This window comes from Streptomyces sp. NPDC057543, assembly GCF_042801895.1.
Classification (GTDB): domain Bacteria; phylum Actinomycetota; class Actinomycetes; order Streptomycetales; family Streptomycetaceae; genus Streptomyces.
The window spans coordinates 1-18,349 of the sequence record NZ_JBHVFF010000081.1; the positions used below are offsets into that span (position 1 = coordinate 1).

17 protein-coding genes and 1 riboswitch are annotated in these 18,349 nt (G+C 70.4%); of the genes, 9 read left to right on the plus strand and 8 right to left on the minus strand.

Translation table 11 applies throughout. The annotated features are described in order from the left end of the window. Positions 1-26 precede the first annotated feature (26 nt). Positions 27-758 carry a DUF4190 domain-containing protein gene (locus tag ACFU8Q_RS16245; RefSeq protein ID WP_384453585.1) on the minus strand — a complete coding sequence of 244 codons (732 nt, stop codon included), beginning with the start codon at positions 756-758 and terminating at the stop codon, positions 27-29. Between the two features lie 133 nt (positions 759-891). Here ACFU8Q_RS16245 and ACFU8Q_RS16250 point away from each other — a divergent pair, with 133 nt between their 5' ends. The 4 genes from ACFU8Q_RS16250 (at position 892) to ACFU8Q_RS16265 (ending at position 4,473) form a co-directional block, all read left to right on the plus strand. After that, on the plus strand, positions 892-1,926 hold the full coding sequence (locus ACFU8Q_RS16250) for an adenosine deaminase (RefSeq protein ID WP_384453588.1): 1,035 nt from the start codon (positions 892-894) through the stop codon (positions 1,924-1,926). Positions 1,927-1,950: 24 nt separating this feature from the next. Further along, positions 1,951-2,655 (plus strand): glycerophosphodiester phosphodiesterase, encoded by a 705-nt coding sequence (locus tag ACFU8Q_RS16255; protein WP_384453590.1) that lies wholly within the window; start codon positions 1,951-1,953, stop codon positions 2,653-2,655. Positions 2,656-2,720: 65 nt separating this feature from the next. Further along, complete coding sequence (locus ACFU8Q_RS16260) at positions 2,721-3,515, plus strand: SAM-dependent methyltransferase (RefSeq protein ID WP_384453593.1); 795 nt, start codon at positions 2,721-2,723, stop codon at positions 3,513-3,515. Between the two features lie 16 nt (positions 3,516-3,531). Beyond that, on the plus strand, positions 3,532-4,473 hold the full coding sequence (locus ACFU8Q_RS16265) for a sensor histidine kinase (RefSeq protein ID WP_384453596.1): 942 nt from the start codon (positions 3,532-3,534) through the stop codon (positions 4,471-4,473). Position 4,474: 1 nt separating this feature from the next. Here ACFU8Q_RS16265 and ACFU8Q_RS16270 read toward each other — a convergent pair whose 3' ends face one another. The 3 genes from ACFU8Q_RS16270 to ACFU8Q_RS16280 form a co-directional block, all read right to left on the minus strand. Beyond that, positions 4,475-4,984, minus strand: a complete 510-nt coding sequence (locus ACFU8Q_RS16270; RefSeq protein ID WP_384453598.1) for a hypothetical protein — start codon at positions 4,982-4,984, stop codon at positions 4,475-4,477. An 89-nt stretch (positions 4,985-5,073) separates the two neighbouring features. Further along, on the minus strand, positions 5,074-6,237 hold the full coding sequence (locus tag ACFU8Q_RS16275) for a spermidine/putrescine ABC transporter substrate-binding protein (protein ID WP_384453648.1): 1,164 nt from the start codon (positions 6,235-6,237) through the stop codon (positions 5,074-5,076). A gap of 171 nt (positions 6,238-6,408) precedes the next feature. Next, on the minus strand, positions 6,409-7,848 hold the full coding sequence (locus tag ACFU8Q_RS16280) for a gamma-aminobutyraldehyde dehydrogenase (protein ID WP_384453601.1): 1,440 nt from the start codon (positions 7,846-7,848) through the stop codon (positions 6,409-6,411). Between the two features lie 163 nt (positions 7,849-8,011). Between ACFU8Q_RS16280 and ACFU8Q_RS16285 the strand changes: the two genes are divergently transcribed. The 5 genes from ACFU8Q_RS16285 (at position 8,012) to ACFU8Q_RS16305 (ending at position 13,594) form a co-directional block, all read left to right on the plus strand. After that, positions 8,012-8,518 (plus strand): Lrp/AsnC family transcriptional regulator, encoded by a 507-nt coding sequence (locus ACFU8Q_RS16285; protein ID WP_266748981.1) that lies wholly within the window; start codon positions 8,012-8,014, stop codon positions 8,516-8,518. Beyond that, a complete protein-coding gene (locus ACFU8Q_RS16290; RefSeq protein ID WP_384453604.1) occupies positions 8,503-9,882 on the plus strand; it encodes an aspartate aminotransferase family protein in 1,380 nt (459 codons plus the stop codon). The genes ACFU8Q_RS16285 and ACFU8Q_RS16290 overlap by 16 nt, the downstream gene beginning before the upstream one ends. A 334-nt stretch (positions 9,883-10,216) precedes the next feature. Continuing rightward, positions 10,217-10,954, plus strand: coding sequence for an ABC transporter ATP-binding protein (locus tag ACFU8Q_RS16295; RefSeq protein WP_384453608.1), 738 nt, complete (start codon positions 10,217-10,219; stop codon positions 10,952-10,954). Then, positions 10,936-12,135, plus strand: coding sequence for a hypothetical protein (locus ACFU8Q_RS16300; protein WP_384453610.1), 1,200 nt, complete (start codon positions 10,936-10,938; stop codon positions 12,133-12,135). The genes ACFU8Q_RS16295 and ACFU8Q_RS16300 overlap by 19 nt, the downstream gene beginning before the upstream one ends. Positions 12,136-12,493: 358 nt before the next feature. Beyond that, positions 12,494-13,594: an LOG family protein gene (locus tag ACFU8Q_RS16305; RefSeq protein ID WP_384453650.1), complete on the plus strand. Its 1,101-nt coding sequence runs from the start codon at positions 12,494-12,496 to the stop codon at positions 13,592-13,594. Between the two features lie 17 nt (positions 13,595-13,611). Here ACFU8Q_RS16305 and ACFU8Q_RS16310 read toward each other — a convergent pair whose 3' ends face one another. From ACFU8Q_RS16310 to ACFU8Q_RS16325, 4 genes are all read right to left on the minus strand, one after another. After that, entirely contained in the window at positions 13,612-14,064 is a 453-nt protein-coding gene (locus tag ACFU8Q_RS16310; protein ID WP_384453613.1) for an SRPBCC domain-containing protein, read from the minus strand. A 145-nt stretch (positions 14,065-14,209) separates the two neighbouring features. After that, entirely contained in the window at positions 14,210-15,235 is a 1,026-nt protein-coding gene (locus ACFU8Q_RS16315) for an ABC transporter ATP-binding protein (RefSeq protein WP_384453616.1), read from the minus strand. Between the two features lie 2 nt (positions 15,236-15,237). Next, a complete protein-coding gene (locus ACFU8Q_RS16320; RefSeq protein ID WP_384453653.1) occupies positions 15,238-16,851 on the minus strand; it encodes an ABC transporter permease in 1,614 nt (537 codons plus the stop codon). A 161-nt stretch (positions 16,852-17,012) separates the two neighbouring features. Beyond that, the gene (locus ACFU8Q_RS16325; protein ID WP_384453619.1) at positions 17,013-18,125 is read right to left on the minus strand and encodes a thiamine ABC transporter substrate binding subunit; all 1,113 of its coding nucleotides are present in this window, start codon (positions 18,123-18,125) and stop codon (positions 17,013-17,015) included. 73 nt (positions 18,126-18,198) lie between these two features. Continuing rightward, positions 18,199-18,315, minus strand: a riboswitch (TPP riboswitch). Positions 18,316-18,349 lie beyond the last annotated feature (34 nt).

The following is an 18,349-nucleotide window of genomic DNA, read 5'->3' on the forward strand; positions in this document are numbered from 1 at the left end:
GTCCGGGCACCGGCGTTCGACCTCCGCTATCGGCTGACGTCGACGACCAGAGACGTGGAGTACGGGTCGTCGTTGTAGGTGTTGTTGTCGAACTCGTCGGCGTGGGCGACGAACAGCCAGATGAAGAAGCCGATGATCGCGACACCGATGACGAGGCCGATGGACCCCAGGATGATCCCGGCGAGTGCCTGACCGTTGTTGGTGGCCTCGCCGCGCTGCGCCCTCTTACGGCCCAGGATGCCGAAGATCAGGGCGAGTGCGCCCAGGATCAGGCTGGGTATGCCGTAGATGCAGAACAGGCAGACGGCCAGGATGCCGAGCACCATGGCTGCGACACCCATGCCGTTGGACGGCGCGGATCCGCCCCACGGTGCCTGGCCATAGGCGGAGTACCCCGGATAGCCGCCGTACTGCGGGGCCGGCGCGGCCGGGTAGCCGTACTGTCCCGCGGCCGGCGGGACCTGCTGGCCCGGTCCGTTCGGTGCGATCGGCGGCGGCGGTATCTCCGCGGAGCCGAACCCGGGACCGAAGCCGGCTCCGGCGCCCTGCGCCGGCCCGGCCGGTGCTCCGGCGCCGGGCCCCGTGGCGGGTGCGGGACCGTCCCCGGCCCCCGGCATCGAGGTCACGGTCGGCTGATCGTGGACAGCAGGCGGCCGGGGATCGCCGGCCGGCTTCTCCAGCGGCACCCTGCTGTCCGGCGGAGCCCACGGATCGAGTGGCGCGCCCCCGCCCGCGGGCTGCTCTGTGTTGTCTGACATGGGCCTCCCCCATCGTGATGCCGTCATGCTACGGCCCGGCCCCGCACGGCAGGACCCGGCCTACGATGATCCCCGTCCCCTGCCCGGCCGACCACGCCCGGCACCCCCACCGTTCCACGCCCCGGAGAGTCCGATGCCCGATCTGCACCCCTTCATCGCAGGGCTGCCCAAGGCGGAGCTGCATGTCCACCATGTCGGGTCCGCCTCGCCCCGTATCGTCGCCGAACTGGCCGCGCACCACCCCGACTCGAAGGTCCCCACCGACCCCGAGGCGCTGGCCGACTACTTCACCTTCACCGACTTCGGGCACTTCATCGACGTGTACCTCTCCGTCGTGGACCTGATCCGCACCCCGGAGGACGTCCGGCTGCTGACCTTCGAGGTCGCCCGTGACATGGCCCGGCAGAACATCCGGTACGCGGAGCTGACCGTCACCCCGTTCAGCTCGACCCGGCGCGGCATCCCGGAGCAGGGGTTCATGGAGGCGATAGAGGACGCCCGCAAGGCCGCGGAGAAGGAGCTCGGGGTCGTCCTGCGCTGGTGCTTCGACATTCCCGGTGAGGCGGGGCTCGAAGCGGCCGAGGAGACCACCCGGCTCGCCGTGGACCTGCGGCCCGAGGGGCTCGTCTCGTTCGGGCTCGGCGGTCCGGAGGTCGGCGTGGAGCGCCCGCAGTTCAAGCCCTACTTCGACCGGGCGATCGCCGAGGGCCTGCACTCGGTGCCGCACGCCGGGGAGACCACCGGGCCGCAGACCGTCTGGGACGCGCTGACCCATCTGCGCGCCGAGCGCATCGGCCACGGCACCCACTCCGTCCAGGACCCGGAGCTGCTGGCCCACCTCGCGGAGCACCGCATCCCGCTGGAGGTCTGCCCGACCTCGAACATCGCGACCCGAGCGGTGGCGGACATCGAGAAGCACCCGGTCAAGGAGATGGTGCAGGCAGGCGTCCTGGTCACCATCAACAGCGACGACCCGCCGATGTTCGGCACCGACCTCAACAACGAGTACGGGGTGGCCGCCCGTCTGCTCGGCCTGGACGAGCGGGGCCTCGCCGCGCTGGCGAAGAACGCGGTCGACGCTTCGTACCTCGACGCGGCCGGCAAGCGGGCGCTGGCCGCCGAGATCGACGCGTACACGTCGGACTGGCTGGAGCGCACGGGCCGCTGAGCCCACGGCGGTGACAATGGCCCCATGGCCACCACTGTCACCGCCGTCGCCCACCGCGGCGATCCGTACCGGGTCCGCGAGAACACCCTCCCCTCGATCCGCTCCGCGCTCGCACAGGGAGCGGACGCGGTCGAGATCGATGTGCGGGTCACCCGCGACGGCGTACCGGTCCTGCTGCACGACGCGACGCTGGACCGGCTGTGGGGCCATGACCTGCGTCTGGACCGGCTGACCCACCAGGAGCTCAGCGGGCTGACCGGGGGCGGTGTGCCCACCCTGCGCGAGGCGCTGCTCGCCGCCGGGGCGCACCGCGTCATGATCGATCTGCCCGGCTGCACGGACGGTTCGGTACGCAAGACGATCGGCGTGGTGCGCGAGTGCGGGGCCGGTGAGCGGGTGTATTACTGCGCGGGCTCCGAGGCCATGCTGCGGGTGCGGGCCGCCGACCCGTCCGCCGAGATCGCCCTGACCTGGACGACGCTCGCACCGCCGCGCGCCACGCTGCTCGACGCGGTGCGGCCACGGTGGCTGAACTACCGGTTCGGCCTGGTGGACCGGGAGCTGACGGACCGGCTCCACCGGGACGGGCTGCTGGTCTCCGCCTGGACCGCCGACACCAGGCGCACCATGCGCCGCCTGGTCCGGCACAGGGTGGACTCGATCACCACCAACCGGGTGGACACACTCCGCAGCATCCTCGCCAACTCCCCGTCCACCGGCCCCTCTTGATCGACCCGGCATCATGGGCACCGCCGCATCCGCCGTGATGCCCCCGGAGCCGGAGGAGCAGAGAAGTGACCGAAGCCACCCCACTCGACCACCGCATCCGTTCCGACATCGCCCACAACGCGCGGGTATGGAACCACTGGCTCGGCGGCAAGGACAACTACCCGGTGGACCGCGCGGTCGGTGACCAGGTCAGCGGCATGTACCCGAGTATCGGTGAAGTGGCGCGCGCCGACCGGGCGTTCCTGGGACGGGCCGTCCGGTATCTGGCCGGTGACGTGGGGATCGGGCAGTTCCTGGACATCGGCACCGGCCTGCCGACCGCCGGCAACACCCACGAGGTCGCCCAGCACACCGCGCCGGGCTCCCGCGTCGTGTACGTCGACAACGACCCGATCGTGCTGACGCACGCGAGGGCGCTGCTCACCAGCTCACCGGAGGGCGCGACCGAGTACATCGACGCGGACGCCCGCCACCCGGAGGAGATCCTCCGGGCCGCCGAGCCGACGCTGGACCTGAGGAAGCCGGTCGCGGTCATGCTGCTCGGTGTCCTCAACTTCGTCCTCGACACGGCCGAGGCGCAGCGCATCGTGCGGACCCTCATGGCCGCGATGCCGTCCGGCAGCCATCTGGTGCTCACTCATCCCACACTGGAGCTGGGCGGCGAGGGCAACGAGGCGGCGATGCGGTTCTGGAACGAGAACGCCACCCCGCCGATCACCGCGCGCAGCCGCGCCGATTTCGCCGCGTTCCTGACCGGGCTGGAGCGCGTGGAGCCGGGCATCGTGTCCTGCGCGCGCTGGCGCGCCGAGCCCGGGGCGGTGGAGGTCGCCCAGTTCGGCGCGGTGGCGCGGAAGCCGTAATGGGAGTAAGGGAGATGTGGGTGCGCGCCCGGGGCCGCGCAGCGCCGGTCCCTGGGCCGTCGACCTCACCGTCGCGCTGCTGGTGCAGGCCGCGGTGACCATGCCGTTCGTCGTCCCACGCGCCCCGGAGCTGCCGGACGCGACGTGGGCGGCGTACGGACTGACCACACTGACCGTGCTGCCGCTGGTGGCCCGGCGGCGGGCGCCGGTCGCGGTCCTGCTTGCCGTGCTCGCAGCCGGTGGTCTGTACAAGTTCGCCGTCGACGGTCCGGGCCAGCCGCTTCCGTACTCCGGCCTCGTGGCCTTCTACACGGTGGCCGAACTCTCCTCGCCGCTGAATCGGCTCGCGATCGGGGTGCTCACGACCGTGTCGGTGGTGTTCTCGGTCGGACTCGAAAGCAGTGAGGTCCGGGAGCTGCTCTTCTCCCTCTTCGTGTTCTGCGCGGCCTGCGCGTTCGGCTGGTTCACCGTGACGCACGAGGCCTATCTCAACGCGGTGGAGGACCGGGCCCGGCAGCTGGAGCTGACGCACCGGATCGAGGCCGAGCAGGCGGCGGTCCGCGAACGGGCCAGGATCGCCCGGGAGATGCACGACATCCTGTCGCACGCGGTGAGCCTGATGATCGTGCAGGCGGAAGCCGGACCGGTGGCGGTCCGTACCGCGCCGGAACGCGCCGAGGCGGCGTTCGACGCGATCTCTGAGACCGGCCGCGATGCCATGACGCAGCTGCGCCGGATACTCGGCGTGCTGCGTGAGAACGAGAGCCCGCCGAATGCGCCGCGCCGGCCTCAGCCCTCGCTGGCCGAACTGCCGGGACTCATCGCCGTCGCGGCCACGCGTGATCTCTCCCGGACCCTCTTCTACGGCGTCAATGCAACGGACGCGAAGGGCGGGGGCATGAACACCACGGCGATGAACATCGTGGTGGCCGCCTTCGGCGCCCCGTCGGCCGGGTGACTCAGACCCCTGCCGCGGCCGCGGATCCGGCCACCGGGTCCGGCGTCCGCGGCAGTGCCTCCAGCCTCTTGATCATGCGGCGCACGAGGAGCAGCGGGATCACCTCGAAGACCCCGAACGACATGTCGATGACGGACCACCAGAAGGGAATGCCGCGAATCGGCCCGCAGATCAGGGCGAGCGGGATGATCCCGGCACAGGCGATCACGCCGAACTCGATGACCCAGATGTTGCGAACCGGGTCGCGGTAGGGGCCGTAGAAGGCGGCCGCGATGACGAGGTGCGCGAAGGCCAGCCAGTCGGTGCCGTACAGCACGAAGGGGTATTTCGCGTCGGCCTCGTCGAGACCGGCGCGGACCCGGGTGATCCACTCCATCAGGGCCGGGAAGTGCTCGGGAACCGGAGAGGCCGAGGACCTCAGCAGGTCCTCGGCCCAGTGGAGTTCATGGACGAGCGGGAAGGCGGTCAGCCCGCTCAGCACCAGACACACGACAAAGACGGCCAACCACACGCGTATGCGTCTCAGCAGGGCTCTTCACTCGCTCATGCCCGCAGCGTACGCCCCTTTTTACCGGCCATTTACGCCGCCTCCGGTCCGGCTCACAGGCCGACGATGGAGTTCCACTTCTTGGCGAACTCGGTGCGTTCCTCGGACGTGATGTCGCGGGCGATCGCCAGTCGTCGACGCATCGCGTCGTCGGGGAAGATCAGAGGATCCTCGGCGAGGGCGGCGGTCTCCTCGTCCTTGGAGGAGGCCAGCACCTCGCGGGCGGCCGGCACGGGGCAGACGTAGTTGACCCAGGTCGCCAGCTCCGCGGCGACCTCGGGTTCGTAGTAGTAGTCGATGAGTTTCTCGGCATTGCGCTTGTGGCGGGCGAGGTTGGGGATCATGAGCGATTCCGCCCAGAGTTCGCCGCCCTCCTCGGGCACCACGAACTCGATCTCCGGGTTGTCGGCCTGGAGTTGGATGACGTCGCCGGAGTAGGCCTGGCAGGCGAGCACATCGCCGGTCGACAGGTCCTTGATGTAGTCGTTGCCGGTGAAGCGGCGGATGTGCTTCTTCTTCACCAGCTTCTCCACCTGGTCGCAGACCTCGTAGAAGTCGTCACGCCGCCAGCGGGTGATGTCGACGCCGTTGCCCTGCATCAGGAGGGCGAAGGACTCGTCGAGCCCGGACAGCAGCGTCACCTTGCCGCGCAGCTCGTCGGCCCACAGATCGCTGGTGTGCTTGATCTCCCGGCCGAGCTTCTTCCGGTTGTAGGCGATGCCGGTGATCCCTGACTGCCAGGGAACACTGTGCGTCCGCCCCTTGTCGAAGGCGGGCGAACGCAGCTGCGGATCCAGGTACTTGGCGACGTTGGGCTGCGCGGCCCGGTCCATCTCCTGTACCCAGCCGAGCCGTACGAACCGGGCGGCCATCCAGTCGCTGATGACGATCAGGTCCCGGCCGGTCTCCTGGTGGTTCATCAGCGCCGGGCTGATCTTCCCGAAGAACTCGTCGTTGTCGTTGATCTCCTCGGTGTACGTGACGGAGATCCCGGTGCGCCTGCCGAACGCGTCGAGGGTGGGCCGCTTCGACGTGTTCTCGTCGTCGGTGTCGATGTAGAGGGGCCAGTTCGCGAAGTGCAGGGAACGGTCGCTCGCCGATCTGTCGCGTCCGGTGCGGTCACCGGGCTCCACATAGGCGGCGGGCACTCCGCAGCCGGCCAGTGTGGCACCGGCCGCTGTTGCCCCGAAGGCGCGCAGCAGGGTCCGGCGGGTCATGGGGTTCTTCGGGGTCGCTCGCACCTGCGCAGGATGCCGGTCGGGCGACGGTGCGGGCAATGGACCAACCGTCCAGCGGAACCCGTTCCGTCCGCACACCCTGTCGATGCCCGGGGAACGGAGACGGCCCCGGGCTCGCACCCGGGGCCGTACGCGACAACGGACGAGGCGTCAGTCGTCGAGCGAGGTCATGACGTGCTTGATCCGGGTGTAGTCCTCGAAGCCGTACGCGGAGAGGTCCTTGCCGTAGCCGGACTTCTTGAATCCGCCGTGCGGCATCTCGGCGACGAGCGGAATGTGGGTGTTGATCCACACGCAGCCGAAGTCGAGGTTCTTGGACATCCGCATGGCGCGGGCGTGATCCTTGGTCCATACCGAGGAGGCCAGGGCGTACTCGACGCCGTTGGCGTACGCGACGGCCTGGGCCTCGTCGGAGAACTTCTGGACGGTGATGACGGGGCCGAAGACCTCGTGCTGGATGATCTCGTCGTCCTGCTGAAGGCCGGAGACGACGGTCGGGGCGTAGAAGTAGCCCTTCTCGCCCACCCGGTGACCACCGGCCTCGACCTTGGCGTGGGCGGGGAGGCGGTCGATGAAGCCGCTGACCTGCTTCAGCTGGTTGGCGTTGTTGAGCGGGCCGTACAGCACGTCCTCGTCGTCCGGCTGCCCGGTCTTCGTGTCGGCGGCGGCCTTGGCGAGAGCGGTGACGAACTCGTCGTGGATGGACTCGTGGACCAGGACGCGGGTCGCGGCCGTACAGTCCTGGCCCGCGTTGAAGAAGCCCGCGACGGAGATGCCCTCGACGGCCTTGGCGATGTCGGTGTCCTCGAACACGACGACCGGGGCCTTGCCCCCGAGCTCCAGGTGGACCCGCTTGACGTCCTTGGCTGCGGACTCGGCGACCTGCATGCCGGCCCGTACCGAACCGGTGATGGAGGCCATCGCCGGGGTCGGGTGCTCGACCATCGCGCGGCCGGTGTCACGGTCGCCGCAGATGACGTTGAAGACGCCCTTGGGGAGGATCCGGCCGATGATCTCGGCGATCAGCACGGTCGACGCCGGGGTGGTGTCGGACGGCTTGATCACGACGGTGTTCCCTGCGGCGAGCGCCGGGGCGAACTTCCACACGGCCATCATCATCGGGTAGTTCCACGGCGCGACCTGGGCGCAGACGCCGACCGGCTCGCGCCGGACGATCGAGGTGAGGCCCTCCATGTACTCACCGGCCGAGCGGCCTTCGAGCAGCCGCGCGGCACCCGCGAAGAAGCGGATCTGGTCCACCATCGGCGGGATCTCTTCGGTGCGGGTGAGCTCGATCGGCTTGCCCGTGTTCTCCGACTCGGCGGCGATGAGGTCCTCGGCGCGCTCCTCGAAGGCGTCGGCGATCTTCAGCAGGGCCTTCTGGCGCTCGGCGGGCGTGGCGTCACGCCAGGCGGGGAAAGCGGCCGCGGCGGCTTCCATCGCGGCATCGACATCGGCCTGACCGGAGAGCGGGGAGGTCGCGTAGACCTCTTCCGTCGCCGGGTTGACCACGTCGATGGTCCGCCCGTCAGCGGCGTCCCGGAACTCTCCGTTGATGTAGTTGCGCAGACGGCGCACCTCGGTGGTCACAACCACCCCTCCTGTCGACACGTCCAGTGGATGAGATGACCAGCCTAGTCGCTCAGGTGTCGCTTTCGACATGCCCAACCGCCGTGAACTTCGGATTCAGTGAGATCCAGACCTTCAGACAACGAATTTCATTGATCTGGGGTTGCCAGACAGACGAGTCCCAGTGCACAGTGGATGCGTGGCCAGTCGCAGCGCAGACTCCAGGACCGGGAGCGGATCGTCCCCAGCGGTCGATGCCGTGTCCCTCGCAATCATCGAGCAGCTCCAGGAGGACGGACGTCGTCCGTACGCCGCGATCGGCAAGGCCGTCGGCCTCTCCGAGGCGGCCGTACGACAGCGGGTTCAGAAGCTGCTCGACCAGGGCGTGATGCAGATCGTCGCCGTCACGGACCCGCTCACCGTGGGCTTCCGGCGGCAGGCGATGGTCGGGATCAATGTCGAGGGAGACCTCGACCCCGTCGCGGAAGCCCTGTCGGCCATGGCCGAGTGCGAGTACGTGGTGATGACCGCGGGCTCCTTCGACCTGATGGTGGAGATCGTCTGCGAGGACGACGACCACCTGCTGGAAACGATCAACAAACGCATCCGGGCCATCCCCGGCGTGCGCTCCACCGAGAGCTTTGTGTACCTGAAGCTCAAGAAGCAGACCTATATGTGGGGAACCCGATAGCCGTGAGCAAGGACCTCAGCCGAACCGCGTACGACCACCTGTGGATGCATTTCACCCGCATGTCGGACTACGAGAACGCGCCCGTTCCCACCATCGTGCGTGGCGAGGGCACCTACATCTACGACGACCAGGGCAAGCGCTACCTCGACGGCCTCTCCGGCCTGTTCGTGGTCAACGCCGGTCACGGCCGTCACGAGCTCGCCGAGGCGGCGTACAAGCAGGGCCAGGAGCTCGCCTTCTTCCCGGTGTGGTCCTACGCCCACCCGAAGGCCGTCGAACTGGCCGAGCGGCTCGCCGACTACGCGCCGGGCGACCTCAACAAGGTCTTCTTCACCACCGGTGGCGGCGAGGCCGTCGAGACCGCCTGGAAGCTGGCCAAGCAGTACTTCAAGCTCCAGGGCAAGCCGACCAAGTACAAGGTCATCTCCCGTGCGGTCGCCTACCACGGCACCCCGCAGGGCGCCCTGTCGATCACCGGTCTGCCGGCCCTGAAGGCCCCCTTCGAGCCGCTGGTCCCCGGCGCGCACAAGGTGCCGAACACCAACATCTACCGCGCCCCGATCCACGGCGACGACCCGGAGGCCTTCGGCCGCTGGGCCGCCGACCAGATCGAGCAGGAGATCCTCTTCGAGGGCCCGGAGACCGTCGCCGCGGTCTTCCTGGAGCCGGTGCAGAACGCCGGTGGCTGCTTCCCGCCGCCGCCCGGATACTTCCAGCGCGTGCGCGAGATCTGCGACAAGTACGACGTGCTGCTCGTCTCCGACGAGGTCATCTGCGCCTTCGGCCGTCTCGGCACGATGTTCGCCTGCGACAAGTTCGGCTACGTGCCGGACATGATCACCTGCGCCAAGGGCATGACCTCGGGCTACTCCCCGATCGGTGCCTGCATCGTCTCGGACCGCATCGCCGCGCCGTTCTACGAGGGCGACAACACCTTCCTGCACGGCTACACCTTCGGTGGCCACCCGGTCTCCGCGGCGGTCGGCCTCGCCAACCTCGACATCTTCGAGCGCGAGGGCCTCAACCAGCACGTCCTGGACAACGAGAACGCCTTCTTCACGACGCTGCAGAAGCTGCTCGACCTGCCGATCGTCGGCGACGTCCGAGGCAACGGCTTCTTCTACGGCATCGAGCTGGTGAAGGACAAGGCCACCAAGGAGACCTTCACCGACGAGGAGACCGAGCGCGTCCTGTACGGGTTCCTCTCCAAGGCGCTGTACGACAACGGCCTGTACTGCCGGGCCGACGACCGCGGCGACCCGGTCGTCCAGCTCGCGCCGCCGCTGGTCTCCGACCAGTCGACGTTCGACGAGATCGAGGGCATTCTGCGTACCGTCCTCACCGAGGCGTGGACCAAGCTCTGACAGCGGTGCGACGGCAGGCCGACCACGGATCGGCCGACCGATCGCCCCTGTCCGCCCGCCGGCCCGGCGGGCCGGGTTCCGTCCTGCGGTGATCCACCGGACGGAACCCGCGGCTTGACCGCCGCTTGACCACCACATGACCGGATCGCAGCGGTCATTTTCATACGGTCCACACGGCCCGGATGCCCCCATTCGAGTGGGAAGGGGCGCACCCGGGCCGTGTGCTGTGCCCACACCGCGGTTCGAATCCTTACGGTGCCGAGTGACCGATCGGCACCCTCTTCGTTCCCCCGTACGGGGGACGGGAATTACGATCTGAACCGAGGTGTACGCCATGGTGGCCCCGCCGGACAACGACGTGATCTGGGCGCGTTCCCTGCAGCACTCCCACAACGGCTCACCCGCCCTCGGCGGCGTCTCCGTGGGCGTCCACGACGGCGAGATCCTGGCCGTGACCGGCCCCAGGGGCAGCGGCAAGACGACCCTGCTGCACTGCCTGTCCGGTCAACTGGTGCCCCAGCAGGGCGAGGTGTGGTTCAACAGCGTCCCCGTCCACACCATGGGCCCCCGGCTGCGCGAACGGCTGCGCCGCGACAGGTTCGGCTGGATCGCCCCCGAGCCCCAGCTCGTACCGGAGCTGAACGCCTGGGAGAACGTGGCCCTTCCGCTGCTGCTGCGCGGCACCTCGCACCGGGAGGCGAAGAAGACCGGCCTGGACTGGCTGGAGCGGCTCGACATCGGCGCGTGTGCCAGGAAACGACCGCACGCGCTGCCCCAGGGACAGCGCCAGCGGATCGCCGTGGCCCGCGCGCTGGCCGCCTCACCCGAGGTGATCTTCGCCGACGAGCCGACCGCGACCCTGCACCGCACCGACCGGTCGCACGTGCTGCGCACGCTCACCAGCGCGGCGCGCTCGCACGGCATCACCGTCGTGCTGGCCACCCATGACGCGGAGGTCGCCGCCCTCGCCGATCGTACGGTCCCGCTGCTCGACGGCCGCCGCGTCGCCACCGTCGCCCTGCCCGCCGTATCCGATGCGGAGGGCCACGCGGCGTGCTCGCTCTCCGTCTAGCCCGGGGTTCCCATCCGCTGGTCCTGATGCGGCGGCTGCTGGTCGCGGCCGCGTCCGCCGGGGTCGGCTTCCTGCTGCTGTGCGCCCTGGGCTACGCGTCGGGGCACCCGGCACAGCCCACCGGGGCCGTGCTGCGCCTGCTGTGGTGCGTCGTGCCGCTCGCCGCCACCGTGCAGTTCGCGGTCGCGGTGGCCCGTACGGACCCGAGTACCCGGCCGCGTTCCGGGCTGTCCGCCGTAGGCCTCGGGCCGGTGAAGCTCACGGTGCTCGCCGCGGTCTCCACCGCCGTCTCCTGCACCCTCGGGTCGATGGTGGCGCTGCTGCTCTTCCTCCATCTGCGCGGTGATCTGTCCGGGCTGCCGTTCGACGGTGCGGCGGCCGGGCTGCTCGACGCGGACGCCCCGCTGCCGCTCGCGGCGGTGCTCGTGCTGCTGGCCCTGGTCCCGGTGTCCGCGGCGACGGCGAGCGCGCTGGCGCTGCGCACCCGGCCGGTCTCGACGGCGTCCGGGGTCTCGGCGACGGTCGGGGACGACGACTCCGTGGACGCCCTGCCCCAGGACCCGCCGCCGACGCCGTCGACACCCCCGACGGGGCTGCCGTGGGGGGTGGCGCTGACCGCGACCGGCCTCGCCATCGAGGCGTACATGAGCGGCGACGGACGCAGCCTGCTCCCGCTCCCCGGCAGGCTCGATGCCACCCCGGCCGGAGTGCTGGCGGGCTGGACGCTGACCGCGATCGGCCTGGCCATGGCAGGACCCGGCCTGGCGTATCTGTGCGGGCGGCTGCTGCAGGCGGTGCGCCCCGGCGCCGTACGCCTGCTGGCCGGCCGGGTGCTGATGGACGAGGCGCGACGGATCGGCGGGCCGCTCGGTGTGGTCTGCGCGGTGCTCTCCGCGGTGGCCGCCGCCTACGCGCTGTACGGGACGGAGCCGCGCCCCTTCGGCCCGCTGACGGAACTGGGCGCGGTGCTCGTCCTCGGCTGCACCACGGCGACGCTGCTGACCTCGGCGCTGGAGGCCCGGCAGGACCGCACCCGGACGGCGCAGGCGCTGCTGAGGCTCGGCGCCCCCGCCTCGGCGCTCCGGGCCGCGACGGCGCTGCGCGCCGCCACGCTGCTGATCGTCTTCGCCCCGCTGACCTGGCTGATCGCCCAGCTGGCGGCGCTGCCGCTGACGGCCTGAGGACGCCGCCTCCGGGCGGCGCCCGCGCGTCTCGGCCGCTACGTAGCATGACACCGTGGAGAACCCGGACGACAGCAAACCCGTACCCGGCCCCTCGGGACCGACGGGTCCGACCGGTCCGTCCGATCCGTCGGATCCACCCGGCCCACCCAGCACTCCCGGCCCGTCGGATCCACCCGGTCCACCCAGCCCGTCGGGTCCGTCGGATCCACCCGGTCCACCCAGCCCCTCGGGTCCGTCGGATCCACCCGGTCCACCCAGCCCCTCGGGTCCGTCGGATCCACCCAGCCCGTCGGGTCCGTCGGGTCCGTCGGGTCCGTCGGGTCCGTCGGGTCCGTCGGGTCCGTCCGGTTCGGAAATCGAGTCGCTTACCGCGTTCGATTCGGCGGTCGCCGCCGGAACGCTGGCCGGACAGCGGGTGCAGTCCGTCGACCTGACGGACCGCAGCGCCGCTCTGCTCGCCGCCGACACGTCCGGCACGGTCTTCCTCGGCTGCCGGATGGCGCCCGAAGCGGCCGCGAAGGTCCGGACCGACGGAGCGATCGTCTTCCCGCCGGTGCCCGGGCTGCCCTTCGATCCGTACCGGGGTCTGCTCTACTCTCCCGACGCGCTCTACGAAGGGCTGATGGACGGCGGCTACGCGGCGACGCCCGATGCCCGCGCGTACCGCTGGTTCCAGGAGACCCGGGCGAGCGGCGACGCCTTCGCATCGATGCTGCGCGCTCTCCACGACGACGCGGTCTCCGACGCGCTGGACGAACACCTCGTCGGCGCCCGCGTCGTCGGGGTGATGGGCGGCCACGCCACCGCTCGCGGCAGCGCGCGGTACGCGGCGGCGGCCCGGCTGGGCCGGACGCTGGCCCGGGGCGGCCTGACCGTGGCGACCGGCGGTGGGCCGGGCGCGATGGAGGCCGCGAACCTCGGGGCGTACGCGGCGCCGCACCCCGATCCGATGCTGGACAAGGCCTGCGGGATGCTGGCCGCGACCCCCTCGTTCCTCCCGTCGGTCACCGCGTGGGCGCTGGCCGCCTTCACCGTACGAGAACGCTGGCCGGACGGCGGCGGCTCGGTGTCGATCCCCACCTGGTTCTACGGACACGAGCCGCCGAACCCGTTCGCCGACCACATCGCCAAATACTTCGCCAACGCCCTGCGCGAGGACGGACTGCTCGCCCGCTCCACGGCGGGCGTGATCTTCCTGCCCGGCGCGGCCGGCACCGTACAGGAGATCTTCGACAACGCGACGCCGAACTACTACGGCTCGCGCGGCGGACCGACCCCGATGGTGCTGGTCGGCCGCACGCACTGGACCCGGGAGCTTCCCGCCTGGCCGCTGCTGCGCGCGCTGGCCGACGGCCGGACGATGGGATCGCGTATCGCGCTCGTCGACACGGTGGACGAGGCACCCGAGGCGCTCGCCCGGTTGTCGGCGGACCCGTGGCCGGGAGCCGGCCAGTAACCGGAAGCGGTTCCGGTTCAGTGGGACGCGAGACGGGCCACCAGCGCGTCGAAGAAGGCCTCCCAGCCGTCCTCGGCCGCCGCGTACTGCTCGGCCGTGAGGTTGCCGCCGCGCTGTGTGAACACCATTTCCGTGGTCTTGGCGCCGCGGTCGGTGAACGTGACCGTGACGGTCTCGCCCTCGATATCGGCGGGCGCGGTGGCATCCTTCAGCGTGAACACCAGCCGCTCGGGCGCGACCACCTCGCGGTAGACCCCGTGGAACGGCATCTCGGTGCCCGGCACCACGATGACCAGGCTCCAGGCGCCGCCCGGCCTGACGTCCATCGAGACCCGGTCGAGCGGAACCTCGGCGTCCCCGCCGTACCAGGCGGCGAAGTGCTCGGGCGTCGTCCACGCTTCGAAGACGCGTTCCCGCGGGGCGTCGAGGATGCGGGTGATGTCGATGCCCTCGCGTGCTGAACCGGTCATTGTTCCCGTCCTTCGATGAGTTGTTCCGGACCTTCCGCGTGTCCCTCCAGCTTGCAGGGACACCACGGAAAACGGCGGGCGGGACCGGCGGACGTCGCTCGGCCGGTCCAGTGACCGCGGCCAGTGCCGGGCCACACGAGTCCGGTCAGAAGGCAGCGGGCAGGACGACGGTCTCCGCCGCCTCGAAGCCGACCCCGACCGCCGCACCCTCCTCCGGCGCGTCCCGCAGCGCGCACTCCGCCTCCAGCACCGGACCGCCCTCCGGGATCAGCTGTACGGCGACGTGGTTGCCCCGGAAGGTACGCGTCCCGACCGTGCAGCGCAGCCCGTCGCCCGGGGCACCGATCCGGACCCCGGCCGGGCGCACCAGCAGATCGCACGCCCCCTGCGGCGATCCCTCGGGCACCGGCACCGTGCCCCACACCGTGTCGGCGGCCGTGCCGGTCACCGTCGCCTCGACCACGTTGTCGAAGCCGAGGAACCGGGCGACGAAGGCGGAGGCGGGCCGCTGCCAGACCTCCAGCGGGGTACCCACCTGGGCGATCCGCCCGTCGCGCATCACCACCACCCGGTCGGCGAGGGCGAACGCCTCGCCCTGGTCATGGGTGACGGCGAGCACCGTCGTACCCAACCGCCCGAAGAGCGTGCGCAGTTCGACGACGAGCCGTTCACGCAGGCCGCGGTCGAGCTGGCCGAGCGGCTCGTCCAGCATCAGCAGCTTGGGGCGTGGAGCGAGCGCCCGCGCGAGGGCGACACGCTGCTGCTCGCCGCCGGACAACGCGGCAACGGCCCGTCGTTCGGCGCCGGGCAGGCCCACCAGGTCGAGGAGTTCACCGACCCGGTGCTCCTGATCGCGCCGCGACACCCCGCGCATCCGCAGTCCGAAGGCGACGTTGGCGCCGACGTCCCGGTGCGGGAACAGCTGGTGGTCCTGGAACATCAGACCGAGACCGCGCCGGTGCACCGGCACCCCCGCCTGGTCCGAGCCGTCCAGCAGCACCCGGCCGCCGTCCGGCGGATGCAGTCCGGCGACCACCCGCAGCAGCGTCGACTTGCCGCTGCCGCTCGGCCCCAGCACGCACACGATCTCGTGCTCGGCGACCTCCAGATCCACCCCGTCGAGCGCCGCACGTTCGCCGAAGCGAACCGTGGCCGATTCCAGTGTCAGCATCTCTAGAACTCCCCGGACCGGTCCGTGCGAATACGTTCGAGCAGCAGCAGCGATACCGCGCAGACCACCATCAGAAGGGTGCTGAGGGCCATCGCCTGGCCGTAGTTGAGCTCCCCGGCCCGTCCCAGCAGCCGGGCCACGGCGACCGGCAGCGTCGGCCGGTCGGGCCGCGCGATGAACACCGTCGCGCCGAACTCACCGAGCGACACCGCGAACGCGAAGCCGGCCGCGACCAGCAACGCCCTTCGCACCAGCGGCAGATCGACCTCCCGCCAGGCCCGCAGGGGTGACGCGCCGAGCACCGCGGCCGCCTCCCTCAGCCGACCGTCCACCGCGCGCAGAACGGGCAGCATGGTCCGTACGACGAAGGGCACACCGACCAGCGCCTGGGCGAGCGGCACCAGGATCCACGAAGTCCGCAGATCCAGCGGGGGCTTGTCCAAGGTGATCAGGAAACCGAAGCCGACCGTGACCGCGGACACCCCGAGCGGCAGCATCAGCAAGGCGTCGAAGCCGCGCACGAGCCGGCCCGTGCGCCGGGTCAGCGCGGCCGCGGCGAGCCCGCCGACGACCAGTGCGATGGCCGTCGCGACCAGTGCGTACTGAGTTGAGTTCCAGACCGCTTCGAGCGGCGCGACCAGGAACGTACCGCCGCCCGCGTCCACCGACCCCAGGGCGCGGTAGTAGTCGAGGCCGTGACCGCCGGGCGTGGCCAGCGAGCGCTCCACCAGCACCCCGAGCGGCAACAGGATCAGCACCAGCACGGAGAGCAGCACCCCACAGAACAGCGCCCACTGTCCGGCGCCGCGCGGCCTGCGGGCGGTCTGCGCGGGGTCGACCAGTCTCAGCGCGGTCTCCCTGCGCCGTACGGTCCACGCATGCACGGCGAGGATCGCGCCGACCGCGGCGAACTGCACCAGCGTCAGCACGGCGGCCGTCGGCAGGGCGAGCAGCTGGGCGGTCTGACGGTAGATCTCCACCTCCAGCGTGGCGTATCCCGGACCGCCGAGGATCTGCACGACGCCGAAGGAGGTGAAGGTGAAGAGGAAGACCATCAACGCGGCGGCGGCCACGGCGGGTGCGAGGGCCGGCAGGGTGACCCGCCGCCAGGCGGCGAACCGCCCGGCTCCCAGCACCCGGGCGGCCTCCTCCTGCCGCGGGTCGAGCTGTGACCACAGCCCGCCCACGGTCCGTACGACCACCGCGTAGTTGAAGAAGACATGGGCGAGCAGAATCGCCCAGACGGTGGTGTCGAGGCGTACGCCCCAGAGCTCGTCCATGAACCCGCCGCGCCCCACCAGTGCCAGGAAGGCCGTCCCGACGACGACGGTCGGCAGGACGAACGGCACGGTGACGACCGCCCGCAGCAGTTGTTTGCCGGGGAAGTCGAAGCGGGCGAAGACATAGGCGCCGGGCAGCGCGATCAGCAGGGTCAGCGCGGTCGAGGCGAGCGCCTGCCAGGTGGTGAACCAGAGGACGTCGCGGATGTCCGGCCGGGTCAGCACCTCGCCGATCCGGCCCAACTGCCAGATGCCGTCCGCCTTCAGGCCGCGGCCGACGATCGCGGTGACCGGATAGGCGAAGAACAGGGCGAAGAACGCGACGGGCAGGGCCATCAGGCCGAGCCGCACCGCGCTCCCGCGCCGCGCCGTCGCGCGCGCGACGTCCGCGTGCCCGGAGCGGCCGCGCGGCTCCTCACCACGCGGCCCGTCCTGGTGCGCACCCGTCCCGCCCGGGCCCTTCCCGCCCGCGTCCGTTCCGCGTACGGGTGTCTTCGCTACTTCACTACGAGCGAGGACCACGACTGGACCCACTGCTCACGGTTCTTGGAGATCTTGTCCGGGGCGACGGTCGTCGGTCTGTCCACCGTCGCGCCGAACTTCGTGAAGAGCTCCGGCAGTTTGGCGCCCTTGGTGACCGGGTTCACGAACATGTTGAGCGGCATGTCCTCCTGGAACCTCTTGCTGATCAGGAAGTCCAGCAGGGCCTTGCCGCCCGCCTCGTTCTTCGCACCGTTCAGCAGCCCCGCGAACTCGATCTGGCGGAAGCAGGTCCCGGTGGCGACCCCGGTCGGGGCGGTGGTGGGTTGCGGCTTCGCGTAGAGCACCTCGACGGGCGGGCTGGAGGCGTACGAGACGACGAGCGGCCGGTCGGCCTTGGCCTTCTTGCCGCCCGCGGAGCCGGAGAACTCCTCGTTGTACGCCTGCTCCCAGCCGTCGACGACCTTGACGCCGTTGCTCTTCAGCTTCTTCCAGTAGTCCTGGTAGCCCTTCTCGCCGTAGGTGGCGACGGTGCCGAGGAGGAAGCCGAGGCCGGGCGAGGAGGTCTGGGCGTTCTCGGTGACGAGGAGGTTCTTGTACGCGGGCTTCGTCAGGTCCTCGAAGGACTGCGGCGGCGCGAGCTTCTTGTCGGCGAAGTACTTCTTGTCGTAGTTGACGCAGATGTCGCCGGTGTCGATCGGGGTGACCCGGTGCTCGGCGGCGTCGAGTTGCGTATCGGACGCCACCTGATCGATGCCCTTCGCCTCGTACGGCGTGAAGAGGCCGCTGTCGAGGGCGCGGGAGAGCAGGGTGTTGTCGACGCCGAAGAACACATCACCGCGCGGGGAGCCCTTGGTCAGGATCTCCTGGTTGAGCGCGACACCCGCGTCGCCGCTCTTCAGTACCTTGACGGTGTAGCCGGTCTGCTCGGTGAACTCCTTCAGCACGTCCTTGGAGACGTTGAAGGAGTCATGGCTGACGAGCGTCACGGTCTTCGAGCCCGAGCTCTTCGTGGAGCCGGAGCCGGAGTCCGACGTGTCGGAACTCCCGCATCCGGCAAGTGCGGTGACGCCGAGCGCGGTGGCAACGGCCGTCGCCGCGAGCTGCTTGGTTCTGCGCGTGGTGCTCATTGTGGATTCCTCCTGGGTTTTGGCCAGGAAGAGACGCGGCCCTGCCCACGGGAGGCGGGCAGGGCGCAACAGCATGAGTTGATGACCGAACTTCCTACCCGGAATGACCCGGGCGAGGTTCAGAGGGTCTGCGGCCGACCTGTCCTCGGTGCCGCACTCTCAGCGCTGTGGCGCTCCCCTGTCGGAATATGAAGTTGATTCTATGAAGTTGATTTCAGGCCCAG